The organism is Niallia oryzisoli, from assembly GCF_036670025.1.
GTDB classification, from domain to species: Bacteria; Bacillota; Bacilli; order Bacillales; family Cytobacillaceae; genus Bacillus_BD; species Bacillus_BD oryzisoli.
In genome coordinates this window covers 4,398,009-4,416,796 of sequence record NZ_CP137640.1, presented here as the reverse complement: position 1 = coordinate 4,416,796, position 18,788 = coordinate 4,398,009, and the positions used below count along the sequence as shown (strand labels likewise).

Annotated in this window: 20 protein-coding genes and 2 pseudogenes; 15 read left to right on the top strand and 7 right to left on the bottom strand. The window is 36.4% G+C overall.

The window, feature by feature from the left end; all coding sequences use genetic code 11:
* Nucleotides 1-59 precede the first annotated feature (59 nt).
* The 8 genes from R4Z09_RS22160 (at nucleotide 60) to R4Z09_RS22125 (ending at nucleotide 6,628) form a co-directional block, all read left to right on the top strand.
* Complete coding sequence (locus R4Z09_RS22160; protein WP_338448896.1) at nucleotides 60-1,259, top strand: CoA transferase; 1,200 nt, start codon at nucleotides 60-62, stop codon at nucleotides 1,257-1,259.
* Nucleotides 1,260-1,330: 71 nt separating this feature from the next.
* Complete coding sequence (locus R4Z09_RS22155) at nucleotides 1,331-1,705, top strand: hypothetical protein (protein WP_338448895.1); 375 nt, start codon at nucleotides 1,331-1,333, stop codon at nucleotides 1,703-1,705.
* A gap of 35 nt (nucleotides 1,706-1,740) precedes the next feature.
* A complete protein-coding gene (locus R4Z09_RS22150; RefSeq protein WP_338448894.1) occupies nucleotides 1,741-2,481 on the top strand; it encodes an enoyl-CoA hydratase/isomerase family protein in 741 nt (246 codons plus the stop codon).
* Between the two features lie 23 nt (nucleotides 2,482-2,504).
* Nucleotides 2,505-3,305 carry an ATP-binding cassette domain-containing protein gene (locus R4Z09_RS22145; protein ID WP_338448893.1) on the top strand — a complete coding sequence of 267 codons (801 nt, stop codon included), beginning with the start codon at nucleotides 2,505-2,507 and terminating at the stop codon, nucleotides 3,303-3,305.
* 1 nt (nucleotide 3,306) lies between these two features.
* Nucleotides 3,307-4,428: an LLM class flavin-dependent oxidoreductase gene (locus R4Z09_RS22140; protein WP_338448892.1), complete on the top strand. Its 1,122-nt coding sequence runs from the start codon at nucleotides 3,307-3,309 to the stop codon at nucleotides 4,426-4,428.
* 71 nt (nucleotides 4,429-4,499) lie between these two features.
* Complete coding sequence (locus tag R4Z09_RS22135; protein ID WP_338448891.1) at nucleotides 4,500-5,468, top strand: aliphatic sulfonate ABC transporter substrate-binding protein; 969 nt, start codon at nucleotides 4,500-4,502, stop codon at nucleotides 5,466-5,468.
* A 29-nt stretch (nucleotides 5,469-5,497) separates the two neighbouring features.
* Entirely contained in the window at nucleotides 5,498-6,277 is a 780-nt protein-coding gene (gene ssuC, locus R4Z09_RS22130; protein ID WP_338448890.1) for an aliphatic sulfonate ABC transporter permease SsuC, read from the top strand.
* A gap of 141 nt (nucleotides 6,278-6,418) precedes the next feature.
* Nucleotides 6,419-6,628, top strand: coding sequence for a Fur-regulated basic protein FbpA (locus tag R4Z09_RS22125; protein ID WP_338448889.1), 210 nt, complete (start codon nucleotides 6,419-6,421; stop codon nucleotides 6,626-6,628).
* A gap of 55 nt (nucleotides 6,629-6,683) precedes the next feature.
* Here R4Z09_RS22125 and R4Z09_RS22120 read toward each other — a convergent pair whose 3' ends face one another.
* The 4 genes from R4Z09_RS22120 to R4Z09_RS22105 all read right to left on the bottom strand — a co-directional run bounded on the left by R4Z09_RS22120 (nucleotide 6,684) and on the right by R4Z09_RS22105 (nucleotide 11,176).
* The gene (locus R4Z09_RS22120; protein ID WP_338448888.1) at nucleotides 6,684-8,630 is read right to left on the bottom strand and encodes an ABC transporter permease; all 1,947 of its coding nucleotides are present in this window, start codon (nucleotides 8,628-8,630) and stop codon (nucleotides 6,684-6,686) included.
* The gene (locus tag R4Z09_RS22115; RefSeq protein WP_338448887.1) at nucleotides 8,620-9,381 is read right to left on the bottom strand and encodes an ABC transporter ATP-binding protein; all 762 of its coding nucleotides are present in this window, start codon (nucleotides 9,379-9,381) and stop codon (nucleotides 8,620-8,622) included. The genes R4Z09_RS22120 and R4Z09_RS22115 overlap by 11 nt, the downstream gene beginning before the upstream one ends.
* 102 nt (nucleotides 9,382-9,483) lie before the next feature.
* On the bottom strand, nucleotides 9,484-10,488 hold the full coding sequence (locus R4Z09_RS22110) for a sensor histidine kinase (RefSeq protein ID WP_338448886.1): 1,005 nt from the start codon (nucleotides 10,486-10,488) through the stop codon (nucleotides 9,484-9,486).
* On the bottom strand, nucleotides 10,478-11,176 hold the full coding sequence (locus R4Z09_RS22105; RefSeq protein WP_338448885.1) for a response regulator transcription factor: 699 nt from the start codon (nucleotides 11,174-11,176) through the stop codon (nucleotides 10,478-10,480). The genes R4Z09_RS22110 and R4Z09_RS22105 overlap by 11 nt, the downstream gene beginning before the upstream one ends.
* 183 nt (nucleotides 11,177-11,359) lie before the next feature.
* Here R4Z09_RS22105 and R4Z09_RS22100 point away from each other — a divergent pair, with 183 nt between their 5' ends.
* On the top strand, nucleotides 11,360-11,515 hold the full coding sequence (locus tag R4Z09_RS22100) for a hypothetical protein (RefSeq protein WP_338448884.1): 156 nt from the start codon (nucleotides 11,360-11,362) through the stop codon (nucleotides 11,513-11,515).
* Between the two features lie 22 nt (nucleotides 11,516-11,537).
* Here the strand turns inward: R4Z09_RS22100 and R4Z09_RS22095 are convergent, their stop codons facing one another.
* Nucleotides 11,538-11,837, bottom strand: coding sequence for a spore coat protein (locus R4Z09_RS22095; protein ID WP_338448883.1), 300 nt, complete (start codon nucleotides 11,835-11,837; stop codon nucleotides 11,538-11,540).
* Nucleotides 11,838-11,879: 42 nt separating this feature from the next.
* Here R4Z09_RS22095 and R4Z09_RS22090 point away from each other — a divergent pair.
* From R4Z09_RS22090 to R4Z09_RS22070, 5 genes and pseudogenes are all read left to right on the top strand, one after another.
* A pseudogene (locus R4Z09_RS22090) lies at nucleotides 11,880-12,192 on the top strand (spore coat protein).
* A gap of 17 nt (nucleotides 12,193-12,209) precedes the next feature.
* Nucleotides 12,210-13,347: pseudogene (locus R4Z09_RS22085) on the top strand (zinc-dependent alcohol dehydrogenase).
* A gap of 282 nt (nucleotides 13,348-13,629) precedes the next feature.
* The gene (locus R4Z09_RS22080) at nucleotides 13,630-14,397 is read left to right on the top strand and encodes a YhfC family intramembrane metalloprotease (RefSeq protein WP_338448882.1); all 768 of its coding nucleotides are present in this window, start codon (nucleotides 13,630-13,632) and stop codon (nucleotides 14,395-14,397) included.
* A gap of 72 nt (nucleotides 14,398-14,469) precedes the next feature.
* Nucleotides 14,470-14,637, top strand: a complete 168-nt coding sequence (locus tag R4Z09_RS22075) for a hypothetical protein (protein WP_338448881.1) — start codon at nucleotides 14,470-14,472, stop codon at nucleotides 14,635-14,637.
* A gap of 114 nt (nucleotides 14,638-14,751) precedes the next feature.
* Nucleotides 14,752-14,883 (top strand): DUF3934 family protein, encoded by a 132-nt coding sequence (locus R4Z09_RS22070; protein ID WP_338448880.1) that lies wholly within the window; start codon nucleotides 14,752-14,754, stop codon nucleotides 14,881-14,883.
* Nucleotides 14,884-15,025: 142 nt separating this feature from the next.
* Here the strand turns inward: R4Z09_RS22070 and R4Z09_RS22065 are convergent, their stop codons facing one another.
* A complete protein-coding gene (locus R4Z09_RS22065; protein ID WP_338448879.1) occupies nucleotides 15,026-15,691 on the bottom strand; it encodes a GntR family transcriptional regulator in 666 nt (221 codons plus the stop codon).
* A 383-nt stretch (nucleotides 15,692-16,074) separates the two neighbouring features.
* Here R4Z09_RS22065 and brnQ point away from each other — a divergent pair, with 383 nt between their 5' ends.
* Entirely contained in the window at nucleotides 16,075-17,430 is a 1,356-nt protein-coding gene (gene brnQ, locus R4Z09_RS22060) for a branched-chain amino acid transport system II carrier protein (RefSeq protein WP_338448878.1), read from the top strand.
* A 54-nt stretch (nucleotides 17,431-17,484) separates the two neighbouring features.
* On the opposite strand, the gene R4Z09_RS22055 is transcribed toward brnQ, so the two are convergent.
* Entirely contained in the window at nucleotides 17,485-18,732 is a 1,248-nt protein-coding gene (locus R4Z09_RS22055; RefSeq protein ID WP_338448877.1) for an NAD(P)-dependent malic enzyme, read from the bottom strand.
* Nucleotides 18,733-18,788 lie beyond the last annotated feature (56 nt).

The window sequence follows — 18,788 nt, the reverse complement described above, 5'->3', positions numbered from 1 at the left end:
GTATATCAATTTGATAAAGAGGTTAAATAATAATCATTTTCAAAGAAAGGGATGTTAATTTGAACATATTCCATCAAAGTGATAAACCACTAAAGGGGATTCGAGTTCTTGAATTTGGTCAAATTGCTGCAGGGCCTTTTACAGGAATGCTGTTGGCAGATTTAGGTGCTGATGTGATAAAAATTGAAAGGCCCAATGGTGGTGATGGTATGAGATCATGGCCACCATTTATTGAAAATTCAAAACATAGTGAATACAGTGCTAATTTTTCTTCGCTAAATCGTAATAAACGAAGTGTAGCTATTGATTTTAAAAATCCAGAAGAACTTGAGATTTTAAAGGAACTCTGTTTAAAAGCAGACGTGATTGTTGAAAATTATAGACCAGGTGTACTTGAAAAATTTGGATTACATTACAATAGCTTAACAAAAGAAAATCCTAAATTGGTTTATTGTTCTATATCAGGTTATGGACAAGAAGGCCCGTATGCGAAGAAAGGTGCATTTGATGTAACCATACAAGCTTTTAGCGGGTTAATGAGTGTTACTGGAGAAGAGGATGGACCTCCAGTAAAAAGTGGAGTGCCTATTGCAGACTTTGCAGTTGGTTTATATGCCGCCTTTACGATTGTTGCTTCTGTTCTAAAAGTAAAGGAGGCTGGAAAGGGTTCGTATATTGATTGTTCTATGCTTGGAAGTGTACTTGGAATTTCAGCATTGCAAACTAGTGAATATTATGGGAAGGGAGAGCCTCCAAAAAGATTAGGAACAGCACATCCTAGAAATGCCCCATATCAAGCTTTTGAGAGTTCTGATAAACCGTTTGTTATTGCAGCTGGTAATGATAAACTTTGGTACCAAGTTTGTGAAGCCACAAATCTAAAGGAATTATATGAGGATCCCAGATTTTTGACACAAACAATGCGTGCCAAAAATCAAAAAGAGCTTAAAACCCTATTAGAGAAAGTCTTTGTAACTAAAAGCTCTTCTGAATGGATTACTGAATTTGATAAGAGGGGTGTTCCTTCTGCACCGGTAAATGATTTTGCGGAAGCATTGGCAAATCCAATCACGGAATCGTTAAATATTTTGCGAGAAATGAATTTACCAAATGGTGAACAAACATTAACAATAGGTTTTCCAGTAAAAATATCAGATTACGAGTTTGAGATTTATAGAACCCCGCCACAGTTAGGAGAACATAATAAACAAGTAATAAAAGAATGGCTCAACCCAAGCAAAGTTGGAAGTCAGCGTTAGAAATAGATGAATACATGATGTTAACTACAATTCCTAGTATTCCAATAATATTAATATGAGGAGAGTAACAAATGAAGATTGCAATGGTATTATCTGGAGAACCAGAAATCATTGTACCTATTGTAGAAGGTACAGTGATCCGTTTATACGATACAGCAACTGGAGATGTCCAGGACTTTGAAAATCCCGCTTTAAAGTTACAGAGTGGAAAAAGGGGCGCTGTTATAAAGTGGCTGAATGAAAGTGGAGTTACTATATTATGTGCTCCCCCGAAAATGTTATGTGAATTATCATATGAGGCCGCTCAAAAAGAGGATTTTCAATATTACCGTATAACATCAGGTACGAGTTTTTCAGATTTAAAGAAATTTATTACCAATAATCTTTTAGAAATAACAAATGAGCTCCCAGAGATAGAAATTGAGCCAAGTATTCCCCAAAAGTAGATTAATAGCAATCAAACTGTTGATAAGGAGTCAGGATGAAAACAATCAAATTAGTAATCACCGAAAAAATTGCTTCAAAGAGAAAAGTTGCGCATCTTTCTTTTACCAATGAAAACAATTTGAATGCCATTAATTATGAGTTATACGAGGAGTTAAAAAAAAGTCTGGAAGTTATTAGGGAAAGGGAGGATGTTGGAATCCTGATCATAAGCAGTGAAGTAGCCAAAGCTTTTAGTTCGGGAGTTGATGTGAAATTTATAAACACCTTAACGAATGCAGAAGCAAGTCTCTTCTTTACTAATTTATCCATTCTATTCAATCAGCTTACCCAATTTCCGATTCCTACCATTGCTGTAGTGAATGGATATACCTTCGGAGCAGGAGCAGATTTAGCTCTTTCCTGTGATCTGAGAATTGCTATGGCTTCAACAGTGTTTCGATTTCCAGGTCCACAGTTTGGGTTGGTCTTAGGTACACAGCGGTTAATTCATGAAGTGGGTTCTTCAACAGCTCGGATGTTAACACTATTAAACAAAAAGGTGGATGCACAAACAGCCGAAAAGTACGGATTGGTTCATGAAGTATGTAAAGATTCACATGACGCTCATGCCATGAGTTTAGAATGGATAGAAACATTGCAGAATGTCCCTTTAAATACTGTCCAAACCATAAAGGGATTAGGTTATGATCAAAAAAATTTCTCCTATGAATTAACTAAAAAATCTGTTCTACATGGGGATTTTCAGAAAAGATTTAATCATTATATCAAGAAATAGGATGCTATTTGGGGGTGAAAAGTATGCATCAAAAAATGGGTGTGGAGTTAAATATTCATCAATTGAGAAAGTCATATAACCATTTAGAAGTGCTTCATGATGTTAATTTATCTATTGCTTCTGGAGAGTTCGTAGCAATTGTCGGAAAAAGCGGTTGTGGTAAAAGCACTTTACTCCGGCACATTGCTGGATTGGAACATGCTACAGCAGGAGAAATTAAACAAAATCATAAAGTCATTAATGGATTAAATCAAAGTGCTAGGATCATGTTCCAAGAAGCCCGCTTACTGCCATGGCAGTCTGTGCTTGAAAATGTTGGTGTTGGACTAAGTTTGAAAAAAGGGTGGGAACATCGGGCAGAATGGGCTCTTGAACAAGTTGGGCTTGCTGAGAGAGCCAATGATTGGCCATCGGTATTATCTGGAGGGCAAAAGCAACGCGTTGCTTTGGCAAGAGCATTGGCGGGCGATCCTTCATTATTATTGTTGGATGAACCATTGGGGGCTTTGGATGCTTTAACTAGATTGGAAATGCAGGCACTTATAGAGGAACTTTGGCAGCAACAGAAATTCACAGCCATATTAGTGACTCATGATGTAAATGAAGCAATTTCTCTTGCAGACCGGGTGATTTTAATAGAAAAAGGATCCGTGAAAATGGATTTGAGAATTCCATTACCCCGACCAAGAAATCGAGCTAATCCTGATTTTGCTGAATTAGAGGAAATGGTTTTGTCAAAGGTACTAGGAAAGAAAGAACCGTTAAAAAAGGTAGTAAATCAATCATCACTCTATATTGAAAATAATATTTTAGGAGGAATATAGCATGGTGGAATTTATTACAATGGCACCGACATCAGGAGATGGTGAATTTGTGGGTGCTGTTAAAAATTCGAATGTGAAAAATGTAAACAGTTGGTCTGGGACCGACGAATCAGCAGAACGTCCACCTACAAACGAATATATAAAGGAGATTGCACTGGCTGCAGAGAAAGGAGGCTTTTCAACCTTGTTATTGCCAACAGGTTCAGGGTGCCTCGATCCTTTAGCAATTGCTGCAAACTTGATCGCACATACAGATAAATTAAAGATTTTGTTTGCGGTTCGTCCTGGTTTTACAGCTCCTACAACTTTTGCTAAGCAGTTTTCAACTATAGACTTTTGGTCGGGGGGAAGGGCACTATTAAATATCGTTACAGGTGGTTCTCCCGCAGAGTTGGCTAGTGAAGGAGATTATTTAGATCATGAATCACGATATAGAAGAACTCGTGAATACATTCAAATTTTGAAAATGTTATTTACTCAGGATCGTTTTGATTATGAAGGTGAATTTTTCCGCTTGAAGGGCGCTTCATTATACCCAAAACCATTAGAAACTCCACAAATATTTTTTGGAGGAGCATCTGAAATTGGTAAAGCAGTAGCAGTTGAAGAAGCAGATGTTTATATGATGTGGGGAGAAACCATTGAGAATACAAAGGAAAGAATTAAAGAAATGAAGCAATTGTCTGCCAAACAAGATCGAGAATTAAGTTATAGTGTTTCCTTTCAGGTAGTTCTTGGTGAAACAGAAGAGGCTGCTTGGAAAAATGCAGAACGTCTTCTTAGTAAAGTGCCAAGCACTTTGCTGGAAAAGAAAAGCGAGATGACTGTTAAAGGTGATTCGGTAGGTGTAAAAAGATTACATCATTTAATGGAAAGCGGAAAAGACAATAACTTTAAAATTGGACCTAATCTGTGGGCAGGTTTAACCCAGGTTTTATCAGGTAATTCAATTGCTCTCGTAGGAACACCAGACCAGGTGGCCGATCGGATTGTTGAGTATGTTGAATTAGGTTTTGACAAGGTTTTGTTAAGAGGGTTCCCGCATTTAGAAACAATTACACAAATCGGTGAGCTTGTTATCCCGAGGGTACGGGAAAGATTGAACCAGGTTCAGTCAGTTTAACCAAATTTGTTTTAGAGTATTACAATAGAAATCATCAAAATACTATTATTATATGGGACTGGGGAATAAGGATGAAATCAATTTTACGAGGAAGGCATTATTTATTACTTATTAGTTTATTATTACTTTCATTGATACTTTCAGCTTGCGGGCAAACAGCTGAAACTTCAGGAAATAAAAAGGAAATAAATATAGGCTATCAAAAAAATGGTACTACATTGTCTTTGAAAAACAAGCAGGCACTTCAAAAAGATTTAGAAAAGGAAGGCTACGAAGTGAAATGGTCTGAATTTAATACAGGAAGCTCCATTCTTGAAGCCTTAAATGCTAGAAGTATTGACTTTGCAACGGCTGGAGATATTCCTTCCATTTTTGCACTTTCTAAAGGAAGTGATTTTAAATATATTGCAAGCGAACCATCTTCGCCTGCTTCTCAAGGAATATTAGTTGGTAAGGATTCACATATAAAATCTGTGAAGGACTTAAAAGGGAAAAAGATTGCTTTTAATAAAGCCTCAATCTCGCAATACTTATTAACCCAATCTTTACATTCTGTGGGGTTATCTATAGATGATGTTGAACCGGTATTTCTTAATCCACCAGATGCTAGTGTTGCTTTTGAACAAGGGGAAGTAGATGCATGGGTTGTATGGGATCCATATTTGACTGTTTCAGAAAGTAAAGGGAACACGATTTTATCAGATATACCCAATGTTCCATATCGCGGTTTTTATTTTACAACCACTGAATTTGCTGAGGAACACCCTGAGCTAGTGGAGAAATTTGTTGAGCACCTTGCACAGATTGGAAAAGAAATAGATCAAAATCCAGTGGAAGCGGCTAAATTGCTGAATAAGGAAACAAATATTCCGCAAGAAACCTGGGAAAAGGTATTGACAAAGAAAAAGTCAGACGTTAATTATATGGATCAACAAGTTGTTCAGGATTTACAAGCACAAGCAGACAATTTGTATAAAATTGGACTGACTGATAAAAATGTAGAGATCAAAGATTATGTTTGGACTCAAGAGGATAAGTAATTCTAAATGTTCAAGGGAGGAGTTACTTAATGACAAAAAAGACAATTAAGGCCTATTATCGGACAGCTCCATGGATCCTTCCTGTTCTGCTGATAATCTTCTGGCAGTTATTTTCAGAAACAGGGTTGATTTCTGGAAAATTCCTTCCTTCTCCAATTGAAGTGATAACAGCAGGAGTAGCATTAATGGTAAATGGGGAATTATTTACAAATATATGGGTTAGCTTTCAAAGAGCATTTATTGGGTTTGTAATAGGTGGAGGACTTGGATTACTTCTCGGACTTCTGAATGGAATGTTTCCAATGGCAGAAAGACATCTTGACACAACCGTTCAGATGCTGCGTAATATACCACATTTGGCGTTAATTCCAATCGTTATCTTATGGTTTGGAGTAGGAGAAGAGGCGAAGATTTTTCTAGTTATTACCGGTGTATTCTTCCCTATTTACATTAACACCTACCACGGGATTCGTTCAGTGGAAAAGGGGTTAGTTGAAATGGGGAAAGTGTATGGATTGTCAAACTGGAAATTATTTTCAAAAATTGTTTTTCCAGGGGCACTTCCCTCCATATTAGTGGGTATACGATATGCACTTGGTGTTATGTGGTTAACATTGATTGTAGCTGAAACAGTTGCTGCAAGTTCAGGAATAGGGTATATGGCAATGAATGCCCGTGAATTTATGCAGTTAGATATCGTTGTCTTAGCTATTTTAATGTACGCCTTACTTGGTAAACTAGCAGATTCTTTAGCAAAGCTTCTTGAAATGTACTTACTTAAATGGAATCCAGTATATCAAAGGAAGTAAGATCCGTTCTAAAAATAAAATGGCCATCGATAAAATCTTATCTGATAAGCTTAATAATTTGATACTTCTCATCTTTGACCCCTGTTAAATAGAATCTTTAATCTAGTATTCATACAATTAGGGATTAAAGGAGCGGGTTTAATGAGCTATAATCTTCGCAAGGCAGTAGAAGAGAGACGAAAAAAATTAATAAACAAATTACTAGTGTGTAATGTGTATAAAGATAAAGAGGAACTAATGTATCTAACTTTATCTGAACTGGAAAATGAATACAAATCAATCCAATCGAACGGACATCCACATGATAATATGGGTTCAATCCAATGGATTAATAGAAACAAAACTCTATGAATTTAATTAAAAAAACTCCAGTGTACGTTCTACTGGAGCTTTTTTCTGCTAAATTTTAAAGTGCCTCTTTAATAACCTTTTTGTAATAGAAAACGGAAAGGATTCCAAAAATGGAGTACAAGGCAGTATAGAGAACCATGACAATAATCATCGGTGTCCAAACCTCTGTACCAAATAGAAACCAGCCCGATTGGACGGCAAAATATCCATGGAGCAAGCCAATGATTAATGGAATGCCAAAATTAAAGATTTGTTTAGCTTGGATTCCTTTTACCAAATCGCCTTCTGTGAAACCAAGTTTTCGTAAAATGGTATAGTTCGGCTTTTCATCTTCACTTTCATCCATTTGTTTAAAATAGAGGATACAACCGGATGTAATCAGAAACGTTAAACCTAAAAAGCCGACGATGAACATCGTAAGACCATAGAGCTGCTTTATTTCGTTGCTTCTTTCTAGAAGAGATAAATTTTTCGTATCTTTACTAAACGTACTTGTAAATAATTCTGCCGCTTCGTCTGCTTTATCTTCATCAACGAGATTTATTCCGATATGCAATGAAAATTCTCCTTGAATGGACGGATTCTTATCTTCTTTTAGAGCTTGAAAAACAGTGTCGTCCACAATAGCAGATGGAATGCCTCCGGCTGTGAAATAGTAGGATAAATAATGGTCCTTTTGTAATCCTTTGAAGGCAAGTGGAATGGTTTGCTGTTTTCCCATTAGTTCAAGATTTCCAGAATCCTTGAAAGAAAAAAACATATCTAACATATCGTTATAGCCTGTGAAGAGTACTTCTCCCTTAGAAACATCAATATTAACCGAATTATCACTAATTACAGGAATAGGCATGCGATCTAGGTCATTCGTTAAGTTGTTTTCTTCAAAGGTGCTTTTCATAATATTCTCTAAGTTTGCCTCAGCCTGAAGGACTTCAATTTTCCTTTCGGTAAAATCTATCTTATTTTCTGTTAATTTCGCTTTAAACGATTCAGAATCTCCGGTATCAATAAAGGCAAAGTCACCGCCAACTGTATGCTCAGCTGATTCTTCAGCAGAATAGTAAGATATATAGCTTAAAGAAAGTAATCCAACAGCCAGTGCGGATACAGTCGTAATAATCGTTAATAATAAAGCATTCGATTTAATCCGAAACATGATGGAGGAAAGGGAAAGAACCTGGTTAATGTTTAAATAGCCATCTTTCTTTTTCCGGATCAGGTAAAAGATAAACCGGACTGATCCTTTGTAAAAAAGATAGGTTCCAATGATAACAGCTCCAAGAATAAATACCATGGCCATGAACAGTTCATTCATGGTCATAAAATCCCCGCCAAATAATTTGGAGGAAACATAGTAGCCTGAAATAATAAGTAGAATCCCAGCAATGCCGTATATCATTTCAAAGATAGAAACTTTCTTTACTTTCTCTTCTGTAGAGGATTTGACGCGAAACAGAGAAAGGATACTCTGTTTTTTAATAAAAAACCAATTCAATAAAATAATGAAAAGATAAATGACACTAAAGACTACAAGCGTCTGAATCAGGGCCTCCGAAGAAAAATTCAAAGAAGCAATAGCGTCTACCTTCGTTATTTTAAATAGAATCATCATAATTAGTTTCGAAACAGAGAAACCGATAAAGATTCCGATCATTGTAGAGCTAAAATAGAGAATAAAGTTCTCAACCGTCAGGATTTGCAGAATCTTTCCTTTGGTCATTCCGACCAGCTGAAACAATCCGATTTCTTTACTGCGCCGTTTGATGAAAATATTATTTGCATATAAAAGAAATATAGAAACAATTGCGACAAGCAATATGGATGCAGTGCGAATGGCAGCTGCACCTTTAATACTGCCTTTTGTTTCATCCATTGCCGGGTCATATTGCAGGGTGACAAAGGCAAAGTAGAGGGCAACCGTAAAGATCAGCGCAAACACATATAAATAGTAATTTTTTAGATTCTTTTTCAGACTGCGCATAATGAGCTGATTAATGTTCATGTTGGACGCCTCCTAAAACAGCCTGTGTTTTCATGATATCTTGGAAGAAAGTTTGTCTCGATTCTTCGCCTTTATTTAATTGAGTATAGATTCGTCCATCCTTTATAAAAATAACGCGGCTGCAATAGCTTGCAGCAACAGGGTCGTGTGTCACCATTAAAATCGTAGCATTTCTTTTTTGATTTAAGTCGTTTAGTTTATTTAATAAATCTGAAGCGGATTTTGAGTCGAGTGCACCGGTGGGTTCATCGGCAAAGATAATACTTGGTTCATGAATAAAAGCCCGTGCTGCAGAGGTGCGCTGCTTTTGTCCGCCGGAAATTTCATTTGGATATTTATCTTTCAACTCATAGATGCCTAAATCTTCAGCAACAGCTTTAAATTTTTCATCTGCTTCTTTTTTCGACGTTTTTGTAATCGATAAAGGCAAGAGGATATTTTCTTTGATTGTCAAAGTATCTAATAAGTTATAATCTTGAAAAATAAAACCTAAATAATGTTTTCGAAACTCTGCCAGCTTCTTTTCTTTCATAGCAGTCATTTCTCTTCCTTCAATGTAAATTGTTCCATCACTCACCTTATCAATGGAGGACAGGACATTTAGCAAGGTTGTTTTCCCCGAGCCTGATGCACCCATAATACTGACAAATTCCCCTTGTTCAACGCTAAGATCAATTCCCATTAAGACTTCTTGTTTATTAAACTTATTGCCGTAGCTTTTATGGATTTTTTTTGCTTCTAAAATTTTCATTTCCATCCACACTCCTAGAATTCGTTACTTTTATTATAAAAAGTAGACAATTGCTTTTCCTTTTTTTTAACGAACAAATGATAAAAGCATGTGACATTTTTGTCACATGCCTGTAATTTTTAAGAAACCATTCTTTTTCGGAAAGGTTAAGGTAAAAGTTGTTCCCGTTCCAGGTATGGAGTCTGCATCTATATGTATGGCTAAGGTCTTCGTCGCTTTTTTAACCAAATAAAGCCCCATTCCTGTTGCCGCATTGTCCTGATGCATGGTAGTGGAAGTAAAGCCTTTATCAAAAATACGTGGAATATCCTTTGAATCAATCCCGCGGCCGAAATCCTGTACTTCCAACTTTAATTGACCATGCTGCAGATAGCTTTTTATGACAATCTCGGTGGCTTCACTGTATTTTACAGCGTTGGTTAGCAGCTGACGGATGATAAATGACAACCATTTGGCGTCTGTTAATACTTCTGTTATCTCCAAGTCAACGTCAAAGCCAATTCCTTTTTGGATACACCATGATCGCAGTGTTTTAATCTCCTTAAAAATTAATGCTTGAAGATCTGTTTTCTCAATATAAAGATCATTTTCAATAAATGGAATCCGTTTTTGATGAAGCTGTTGGTCTAGAAGTAGGTGAATACGGAGCCATTCATAAGTTAATTGTGCCTTTACACTTTCATCGGTAATCCGGTCAATCATTAAATTCATCGCTGTCAATGGGGTCTTCACTTCATGTATCCAAGCTAAAAGATCATCCTTTTCCTGCTCCATTGTTATCCTGCTTTTTGCAAGATCCTTTTTCAGCATTTCTGTCTGCTCGATAAGCTTTTGTTCCACCACCGCTTCAAATGGTGTTTCGGCAGTGGCGATGCTCGATAAATCCAAATGATTGTCCCATTCCTTAATACTTTTATAAAATCTTGTTTCTTTCAGGTAACGGATGATGAAAAAAATAATGAAAACCATAAGCGATAAAAAGGAAATATAGAGGATGGGCATTATTTGTATTGCTGAATCTAGATATGCAACGATGATCATCAATAATTGCAGAAAAATAAAAAGTAAAATCCAGCTTTTTCTTTCTATAATATATTTAAGCATCATAGGTATTCGACTCTTCTCTGGCTATGTATCCCTGACCAACCTTTGTTTCGATAAATTGACCTAAATGGAGGCCATCTAATTTTTTACGCAAACGATTGACATTAACCGTTAACGTATTATCACTGACAAAGCGTTCGTCATCCCATAGGCTTTTAATTAAATCTTCCCTGCTTACAATTTTATTTTTTTGTTCTACAAGCAGTTTCAATATAAATATTTCATTTTTTGTTAATTCAACCATACCTTTATCATTGGATACCGTATTCTTTTCAAAATCAACTGCTGCTCCGCACCAGGTTTTAAGTGCAACCGGTTCGGTGTTGTAGTTATAGACACGACGAAGAATAGCCTGGATCTTGGCAATGAGAACGTCAAAATGGAACGGTTTTTGTATGAAATCATCTGCGCCAAGCTGCATGGACATAACCATATCGGTCGGATGATCACGGGATGACAAAAACAGAATCGGCACATTTGAATGAGAGCGGATCATTCTGCACCAATGAAACCCATCGAATTTTGGTAATTGAATATCAATAATGACTAAATCGGGGTTAATCATGGTAAACTCCTGCATGACTTGACTGAAATCAGAAATCCCAAACACATCATAGGACCAGCCTGTCAAGCGCTCTTTAATTTCCTGGAACAGTGTTGAATCATCCTCGATTAATAGTAACTTAAACATATAATTCACCACACAATACGTTTGTTTGTCGGGCTTTTTTCGATTGAAAACGAACGCCATCCTTTATCTTGATTGTAAAGCAAAAACAAAGCGTGTGCTATTATGAAGATTTTGAGTCTATCATAAAGATGGAACAAGAAGGAACACTATATAAGGACAACGGGAAAACAGAAAGGAGTTAGTATGGAGCAAAAACCACAAAATGTAGAAAATAACGAACAGGAAAAAGACCTTTATGGTGTGGAAAAAGAAATGAGTCTTCAATCAGTTAATTTTGCAACTACAGACAATCCTTATTTTAGTGAGGATTATAAAGAAGAGGATAATAAAAAGGAGTGAACAAAGTCTGTTCACTCCTGCTTTATTTTTGTGCAAGATTAAGTGCTGTATTTGCGACATTTAAATCCACCTGCAGCTGTTCGCTCAAATCATGAGGGTGATAGTATCCTTTCGAGATCATATAATTGGAAATTTTTTCATGTGTCTCAATAGAAGTACGTAATTGCTTTCTTAATTCCTCACGAAGTTCAGGTGTGGCCGCTTCAGTAATAGCAACTGTATAATTTCTTACGCCGGATTTTGCAGAAATCAAGAAATCTGTTGCGATCACTTGATCCGTCATTCCACCCATTCCCATCATGTTTTGAATCAGTTGATTCATTATTTCCCGATTGGTTATGAACTTCTGTAGTTGCTGAATTTGATGGATTCTGCATTTGCGATGGATTTTCTTTTATCTATAAAAAACGGGATTCGCAATTATGGATTTGCGCTCACTGAAACGGCAAGTCCAGAGCTAAGAAAGGTATTGTCCAAGCAATTAGAAGCAGCCATTGATTTACATGGCGAAATCTCAGCACTCATGATCAAAAAAGGGCTGGCATAATCCACATAATTTCGAAGAGCAATATAAGGTCGATCTAAAATCTGCGGAAACAGCCGTACAAATTGCAGAGTTGAATTTATTTCCAATGGATAAAGATCGTCAGGGTATGTTCGCGACACCGAATAAATAAAGGAGGGATTTAGCTCCATGAAAGCTGTCACGTACCAGGGTATTAAAAATATAGAGGTAAGAGAGGTTAAAGATCCTTCCATAGAAAAGCCGACGACATTATCGTCAAGATCACAACGTCTGCAATATGCGGGTCCGATCTGCATTTGATACATGGAATGATCCCTAGTACTCCTACGGATTTTGTCATCGGTCATGAACCGATGGGGATTGTAGAGGAAGTGGGACCGGACGTATCAAAAGTAAAAAAAGGAGACCGGGTCATCATTCCTTTTCAACCGGCTTGCGGCCGCTGCTGGTTCTGCAGTCATGATCTTACTAGTCAGTGTGATAATGCCAATCCCCATGGTGAAATGGGTGGATTCTTTGGCTAGTCTGAATTAACAGGGGGACTTGCCGGGGGACAGGCTGAATATTTACGGGTGCCTTTTGGAAATTTTACGCCCTTTAAAATTCCAGACGATTGTACAGTAGAGGATGAGAAATTAGTGCTGCTTGCGGACGTTGCTGGAACCTCCTATTGGAGTGTTGACAATGCCAGTGTTAAACAGGGTGACACTGTTGTCATTCTCGGATGCGGACCAATCGGTCTTATCGCGCAAAAGTTTGCCTGGTTAAAGGGAGCAAAGAGAGTCATTGCTGTTGATTATATTGATTATCGGCTTCAGCATGCCAAACGGACTAATAATGTAGAAACCATAAATTTTGAACAACATGATAATACAGGAGAATATATAAAAGAAATCACTCAAGGCGGAGCAGATATTGTGATTGATGGAGTGGGTATGGATGGAAAGTTCACCCCGATGGAGTTTTTAGCATCTGGATTAAAGCTTCATGGAGGTTCCATGGGTGCCTTGGTGATGGCCAGTCAGGCTGTACGAAAAGGCGGAACCATTCAAGTAACTGGGTGTATACGGCGGTCGGTATAATGCTTTTCCTTTAGGAGATATTTTTCAGAGAAACGTGACGATAAAAACAGGGCAAGCACCGGTTATCCCGTATATGCCATATTTATATCAATTGGCTAATGAGGAAAAAGTCAATAGGGGTGACATCATTACACATGTAATTCCTTTAGATCAGGCAAAGCATGGATATGAAGTGTTTCGATACAAAAACAGAAGATTGTATAAAAGTTGTGTTAAAACCTTAATACTTACCCAATATTGGGACAAGATCTACTATAGGTTTCCGTCCCAATATCTCGTTAAATTACTAAATAGTTAAAAAACTATTGACATTTATTTGCTGTTAATTTATTATCATTATTGATAATAATAAAAGAAAAAACATTAAGTTCAATCCCATTTAGAAATAATAGGAAATATATACGAATAGATTAAGTATATATTTTTTTTGAGATTATTATTATCATTATTGATAATGATAATGATAATAATAAGGGAGAGATCTTAATATAAAGGAGGAAATGAATATGGTTAGCAATATGACGATCGCATCAATGATAGGGGTTATTCTTTATACACTATTATTATTTGTTGGCTTTATCCTATTTAATAAACGGAGAACAGGTTTATCCATTAAACCATTGATTGTTGGAAGTATTGGCTTTATTGTATTTACACAAGTTTTAGAGAAGATATTACATCTTGTGGTCATTACTCAATTTCCAAACTATGCAGAGCATCCAATTCTTTTTGGAATTTATGGAGGAATGGCAGCAGGACTATTTGAAGAGGTAGGAAGATTCATTTTATTTACTTGGCTTTTGAAGAAATATTTAGATTATAAAGGTGGATTATCTTTTGGTGTCGGCTGGGGAGGAATAGAGGCAGTAGTCTTAGCGTTTTCTACTATATTACCAAATGTTATATTTGCTTTCATGATCAATTCTGGTACATTTGAAACAGCTATGGCAGCCCAATTACCAGCTGATCAAATTTCCATGATAAAAGAATCACTGGTAAACCAAAATGCAATCTATTATTTATATGGTATGTCCGAACGATTTTTCGCTGTATTTATGCAAATTTCATTTAGTTTACTCGTTTTAATTGCAGTTGTCAGAAAGAAAATCTCCTATTTAATCTATGCTATTCTCATACATGCTGCTATCGATTTTCCACTTGTCTTTTTCCAAACAGGGGATATGACAAGCATGTGGATAATTGAAATTTATATAGCTATTATTGGTATCTTATCGATGTTCTTTATGAAAAGATTAAAAAGAAGTTTGCTATAATGATAGTAAAAACATTGCTGTATATTTTTTAAAATAATACGAATCCTAATATGTGTTTAGGAGGTGACGAATTTGTCAAAACAACAGTCAGATAAGCAGGGGAACATGATAAATACTCAGCCTGGTGCAGGGTCAAAATATCATGAAGAACACGCAGGAAATGTTCAAGGCTATGGATCAAATAATGTGGATGTAAATGAAAGTGGAATGACTAATAGTAAAAATAATGACAATCAATAATGGATGAAGACGCCCGCTTGCGGCGTTTTTTCTTTTTTTAGCTTTTGTTTTATTCTTCTTTCAGTTAATATGAGAAAGACATTGTCTAGTTTAAGAAAGTGGAGTGGATTTCTAATGGCAAAGGGTAAGGGCGGTACTGGCAGAGGAACAGGAAAAAAAGGCTGGACTCGATGGCAGGCTGGAGCAAATAAAGCAAAGAGTGCAAAACCATATAAAAGTAAAGGAACCAAAAATGGTGGAAAGTAGCAGACTATTCTTGGTTAGGGGCAGGAATATGTATGACAGGTGCCTCTGTCATATTATTTGCTCCGTGAAATGAACTATTTATCAGAAACATAAAAAAGCTTGCAGAAAAAGTCTTCTTTTTCTGCAAGCTTTTTTTCGTCAATTACTTTGATTTCTGTTCAGCTAGAAACTCGTCAATTGCTCGAGTCCAATTGATTCGTGCCATTTTAGAGGCTGTTTCAGGATCTCTCTTTTCGAAAGCTTCAATAATTGCTTCATGTTCATCAATAGATTGAGTTGTTAAAATAACGGATTGATGATGAAAAAGTCTCATGACATGTGCTTGAAGAGTTGAGACTGCATTTTTAATGTAAGAATTTTGCGCAGTTTCAATAATCAAATTATGATATTGATCATCATATTTGAGTGCTGTATAAAAATCTTTACGGTGAATCGCTTGAGCAAAACTTGAATTCAATTCGCGGAGTTTACTGATTGTCTGATCATCAATTATGGGAGAAGCAATTTCTGCCGCCAGTGCCTGGAGAGCACCTAATGGAGGCAAAATCTTTGTAATATCCTCTTTCTTAACAGAAGTCACTTGTGTACCAACTCCAGGAAACATTTCCACGAACCCTTGAACATTTAATAATTGTAGAGCCTCTCTAATAGGTGTTCTGCTTACCCCTAAAGCTTGTGCAAGATCTGCGTCATGTAATTTTTCTTGAGGCTTCAGCGTACCATCGATTATCCATTCTTGCATTTGAGAAAATGCACGTTCTTTTGCAGAAACACGTGTTGGAGTAGAAAAATTTGTTGGAATCGGCATGTATAACCCACCCTTTGTTCTTTAAATAAGTTGTTTGTAAAATACTATTTTGTATTCTTTAATAATATTATTATATATATTAAAATATATAAATGCAATATATCGCATGTATCGACATTATTTTGAAGTAATATATTGCATAAATATTTTGCGTATGATATCGTATGTATACTGATATATTACATACTTCTAAAAAAAAGGAGGAAAACAAATAATAGCTTATTATAAGTTAAGTTATCTGAAAATTTTAATAAGAACTAATTTATTATATTAGTATCATTCTTTTTACATTTCTAAACAAGTAGGGAATATATCTAAATAGCATCCTACTTATATTACATGCATTTATGCATCGGGATAACAGACTTTTGGGAGGGAGAAAAATGAAACAAAAAATGTCATTTTCTTATTTAATTGCGGTTGGGTTTATGCTATTCGCTTTATTCTTTGGAGCAGGTAACTTAATATTCCCGGCTATGCTAGGTCAATCGGCTGGCTCCAATCTATGGTCAGCTAACTTTGGATTTATTGTTACGGGTGTAGGTTTACCATTACTAGGTGTCATCGCGTTAGGTTATTCAGGTAAAAGTGATTTACAATCATTGGCCAGTCGTGTAAGTCCATTTTTCGGAGTTGCTTTTACTGTAGTGCTTTATTTATCAATTGGTCCATTATTTGCGATTCCAAGAACAGGTACTGTATCATTTGAAATGGGAGTTAAACCATTTATCGCTGAAGAACACACTACAATGGGATTATTAATCTTTTCAATTATCTTTTTCGGAATTACACTTTATTTTTCATTAAAATCTCAAAAAATCGTTGATATCGTAGGAAAAGTATTAACACCGCTATTATTATTATTTATTGCTATTCTTATCATTACAGCTTTTATGAAACCAATGGGAGTATTTCAAGCACCTACTGAAAATTATGTAACAGATTCATTTTATAAAGGCTTCAAGGAAGGTTACTTAACGATGGATGCGCTCGCTGCCTTTGTTTTCGGTATCATTGTTGTCAATGCCGTAAAGGAAAGAGGAGCAACAACGAGAAAAGAAATTATGAGTGCCGTTGCAAAGACAGGACTTATTGCAGCAGGACTACTAGCTATCATTTACACTTCACTTACGTTTATCGGAGCTTCAAGTGTAGAAGATCTTGGCTTATTAGATAATGGTGGCGCTGTACTATCGGGTGTAGCAAATCATTACTTTGGTTCATATGGCGGTATTTTGCTAAGCCTAATTGTATTTGGTGCTTGTTTAACAACAAGTATTGGTCTTATCACATCATGTGCAACTTATTTCAATAAATTATGGCCAAGCATCTCTTACACGAAATTTGCCATTATCTTTTCCGTTTTTAGTACAGTTTTCGCGAACTTCGGCTTAAGTCAACTAATTGCGATTTCAGTTCCTGTGTTAGTAGCAATTTATCCATTAGCTGTTTGTTTAATGGCTCTAACATTCTTACACAACTTCTTTAAAGGAAGAAAAGAAGTGTATCAATGGAGTATGGGATTAACATTTATCGTAGCTTTATTTGATGGATTGAATGCAGCTGGAATCAGCTTTGCTCCAATCAATGAACTATTTGCCAATATCCTGCCATTATATGGTCAAGGTTTAGGCTGGATTGTACCAGCAATCCTTGGTGCAGTAATTGGTTTTGTGATTAGTAAGGTAATAAAGAGTGATCTAGAATCTGCTCCGATAGAAAACAAAGAAGCAGTATAATAAGAAAAAAGGTCCACAGATCAATTGATCTGTGGACCTTTTTTCTTTGAGATTTTAGATTAAAGCAGTTTCTTTTTCCTTAGCTAAGGATAAAAGCTCTTCCTTAATTTTCTCAGCATTTATTTTTCTTTGCGCAACTCCTGTTTCCATTGCAGCCTTAGCTACTGCTTCCGCAACATGAGCTGCCACTCTTGGATCAAATGGATCTGGAATTACGTAATTAGCGTGTAGTTCTACTTCTGTAATTAATCCCGCTATGGCATTAACAGCTGCTACTTTCATTTCCTCGTTTATTTCCTTCGCATGAACTTCTAAAGCACCACGGAAAATACCTGGGAATGCGAGAACGTTATTCACTTGGTTCGGAAAATCTGAACGGCCAGTCCCAACGACAAAGGCACCCGCTTCCTTTGCTTCTTCCGGCATAATTTCCGGAATCGGATTAGCCATTGCAAAGATGATAGACTTTGTATTCATCGACTGAACCATTTCTTTTGTCACTACACCTGGAGCTGAAACGCCGATAAACACATCTGCTCCCACAAGAGCATCTGCTAATGTACCTTGTTTTTGCTCCTTATTCGTGATACGGGCTAATTCTTCTTTAAATGGATTCATTCCGAATGGACGTCCTTCATAGATGATGCCCTTTGTATCACATAAAATAACATCCTTTACACCCATGTTTAGTAACAGTTTAACGATTGCAACACCTGCTGAACCGGCACCGTTTGCTACAACACGGATGTCTTCAAGCTTTTTGTCAACAAGTTTTAAAGCATTTATTAATCCCGCAGCAGTTACAATTGCTGTACCATGTTGATCATCATGGAAAACTGGAATATTACAAATTTCCTTAAGTCTTTCCTCGATTTCAAAGCATTGTGGTGCAGCGATATCTTCTAAGTTTACACCGCCAAAAGTCGGTTCCAATAATTTTACAGTCTCAACAATCTTGTCTGGGTCCGTTGTATCTAAGCAGATTGGAAATGCATCAACATCTGCAAAAGATTTAAATAATAGTGCTTTTCCTTCCATTACAGGCATAGCAGCTTTTGGACCTATATTTCCAAGACCTAGTACAGCTGTTCCGTTTGAAACAACAGCAACTAGATTCCCTTTCATTGTGTAATCATATGCTTTGCTGTCATCTTCAAAGATGTCCAAGCATGGTTCGGCTACACCGGGGGAATAGGCTAGGCTTAAATCATGTGCATTTCTTACTGTAACCTTTGAGTGAACACCCAGCTTTCCTCTATTTTCTTTGTGTAACCTTAATGCTTTTTCACGTAACGTTGACATTTCAATTGTCTCTCCTTTGGGATAATATCATTAATTAATAAATTAGTAAAAAGTAA

Excerpts from the sequence above, each read along its gene's own strand:
- R4Z09_RS22145 (WP_338448893.1), top strand. The coding sequence starts at position 2,505 with ATGCATCAAAAAATGGGTGTGGAGTTAAATATTCATCAATTGAGAAAG.
- R4Z09_RS22135 (WP_338448891.1), top strand. The coding sequence starts at position 4,500 with ATGAAATCAATTTTACGAGGAAGGCATTATTTATTACTTATTAGTTTA.
- R4Z09_RS22070 (WP_338448880.1), top strand. The coding sequence starts at position 14,752 with ATGGCAAAGGGTAAGGGCGGTACTGGCAGAGGAACAGGAAAAAAAGGC.
- R4Z09_RS22065 (WP_338448879.1), bottom strand. The coding sequence starts at position 15,691 with ATGCCGATTCCAACAAATTTTTCTACTCCAACACGTGTTTCTGCAAAA.
- R4Z09_RS22155 (WP_338448895.1), top strand. The coding sequence starts at position 1,331 with ATGAAGATTGCAATGGTATTATCTGGAGAACCAGAAATCATTGTACCT.
- R4Z09_RS22095 (WP_338448883.1), bottom strand. The coding sequence starts at position 11,837 with ATGAATCAACTGATTCAAAACATGATGGGAATGGGTGGAATGACGGAT.
- R4Z09_RS22100 (WP_338448884.1), top strand. The coding sequence starts at position 11,360 with ATGGAGCAAAAACCACAAAATGTAGAAAATAACGAACAGGAAAAAGAC.
- ssuC (WP_338448890.1), top strand. The coding sequence starts at position 5,498 with ATGACAAAAAAGACAATTAAGGCCTATTATCGGACAGCTCCATGGATC.
- R4Z09_RS22080 (WP_338448882.1), top strand. The coding sequence starts at position 13,630 with ATGGTTAGCAATATGACGATCGCATCAATGATAGGGGTTATTCTTTAT.
- R4Z09_RS22150 (WP_338448894.1), top strand. The coding sequence starts at position 1,741 with ATGAAAACAATCAAATTAGTAATCACCGAAAAAATTGCTTCAAAGAGA.
- R4Z09_RS22120 (WP_338448888.1), bottom strand. The coding sequence starts at position 8,630 with ATGAACATTAATCAGCTCATTATGCGCAGTCTGAAAAAGAATCTAAAA.
- R4Z09_RS22105 (WP_338448885.1), bottom strand. The coding sequence starts at position 11,176 with ATGTTTAAGTTACTATTAATCGAGGATGATTCAACACTGTTCCAGGAA.
- brnQ (WP_338448878.1), top strand. The coding sequence starts at position 16,075 with ATGAAACAAAAAATGTCATTTTCTTATTTAATTGCGGTTGGGTTTATG.
- R4Z09_RS22055 (WP_338448877.1), bottom strand. The coding sequence starts at position 18,732 with ATGTCAACGTTACGTGAAAAAGCATTAAGGTTACACAAAGAAAATAGA.
- R4Z09_RS22110 (WP_338448886.1), bottom strand. The coding sequence starts at position 10,488 with ATGATGCTTAAATATATTATAGAAAGAAAAAGCTGGATTTTACTTTTT.
- R4Z09_RS22115 (WP_338448887.1), bottom strand. The coding sequence starts at position 9,381 with ATGAAAATTTTAGAAGCAAAAAAAATCCATAAAAGCTACGGCAATAAG.
- R4Z09_RS22140 (WP_338448892.1), top strand. The coding sequence starts at position 3,307 with ATGGTGGAATTTATTACAATGGCACCGACATCAGGAGATGGTGAATTT.
- R4Z09_RS22125 (WP_338448889.1), top strand. The coding sequence starts at position 6,419 with ATGAGCTATAATCTTCGCAAGGCAGTAGAAGAGAGACGAAAAAAATTA.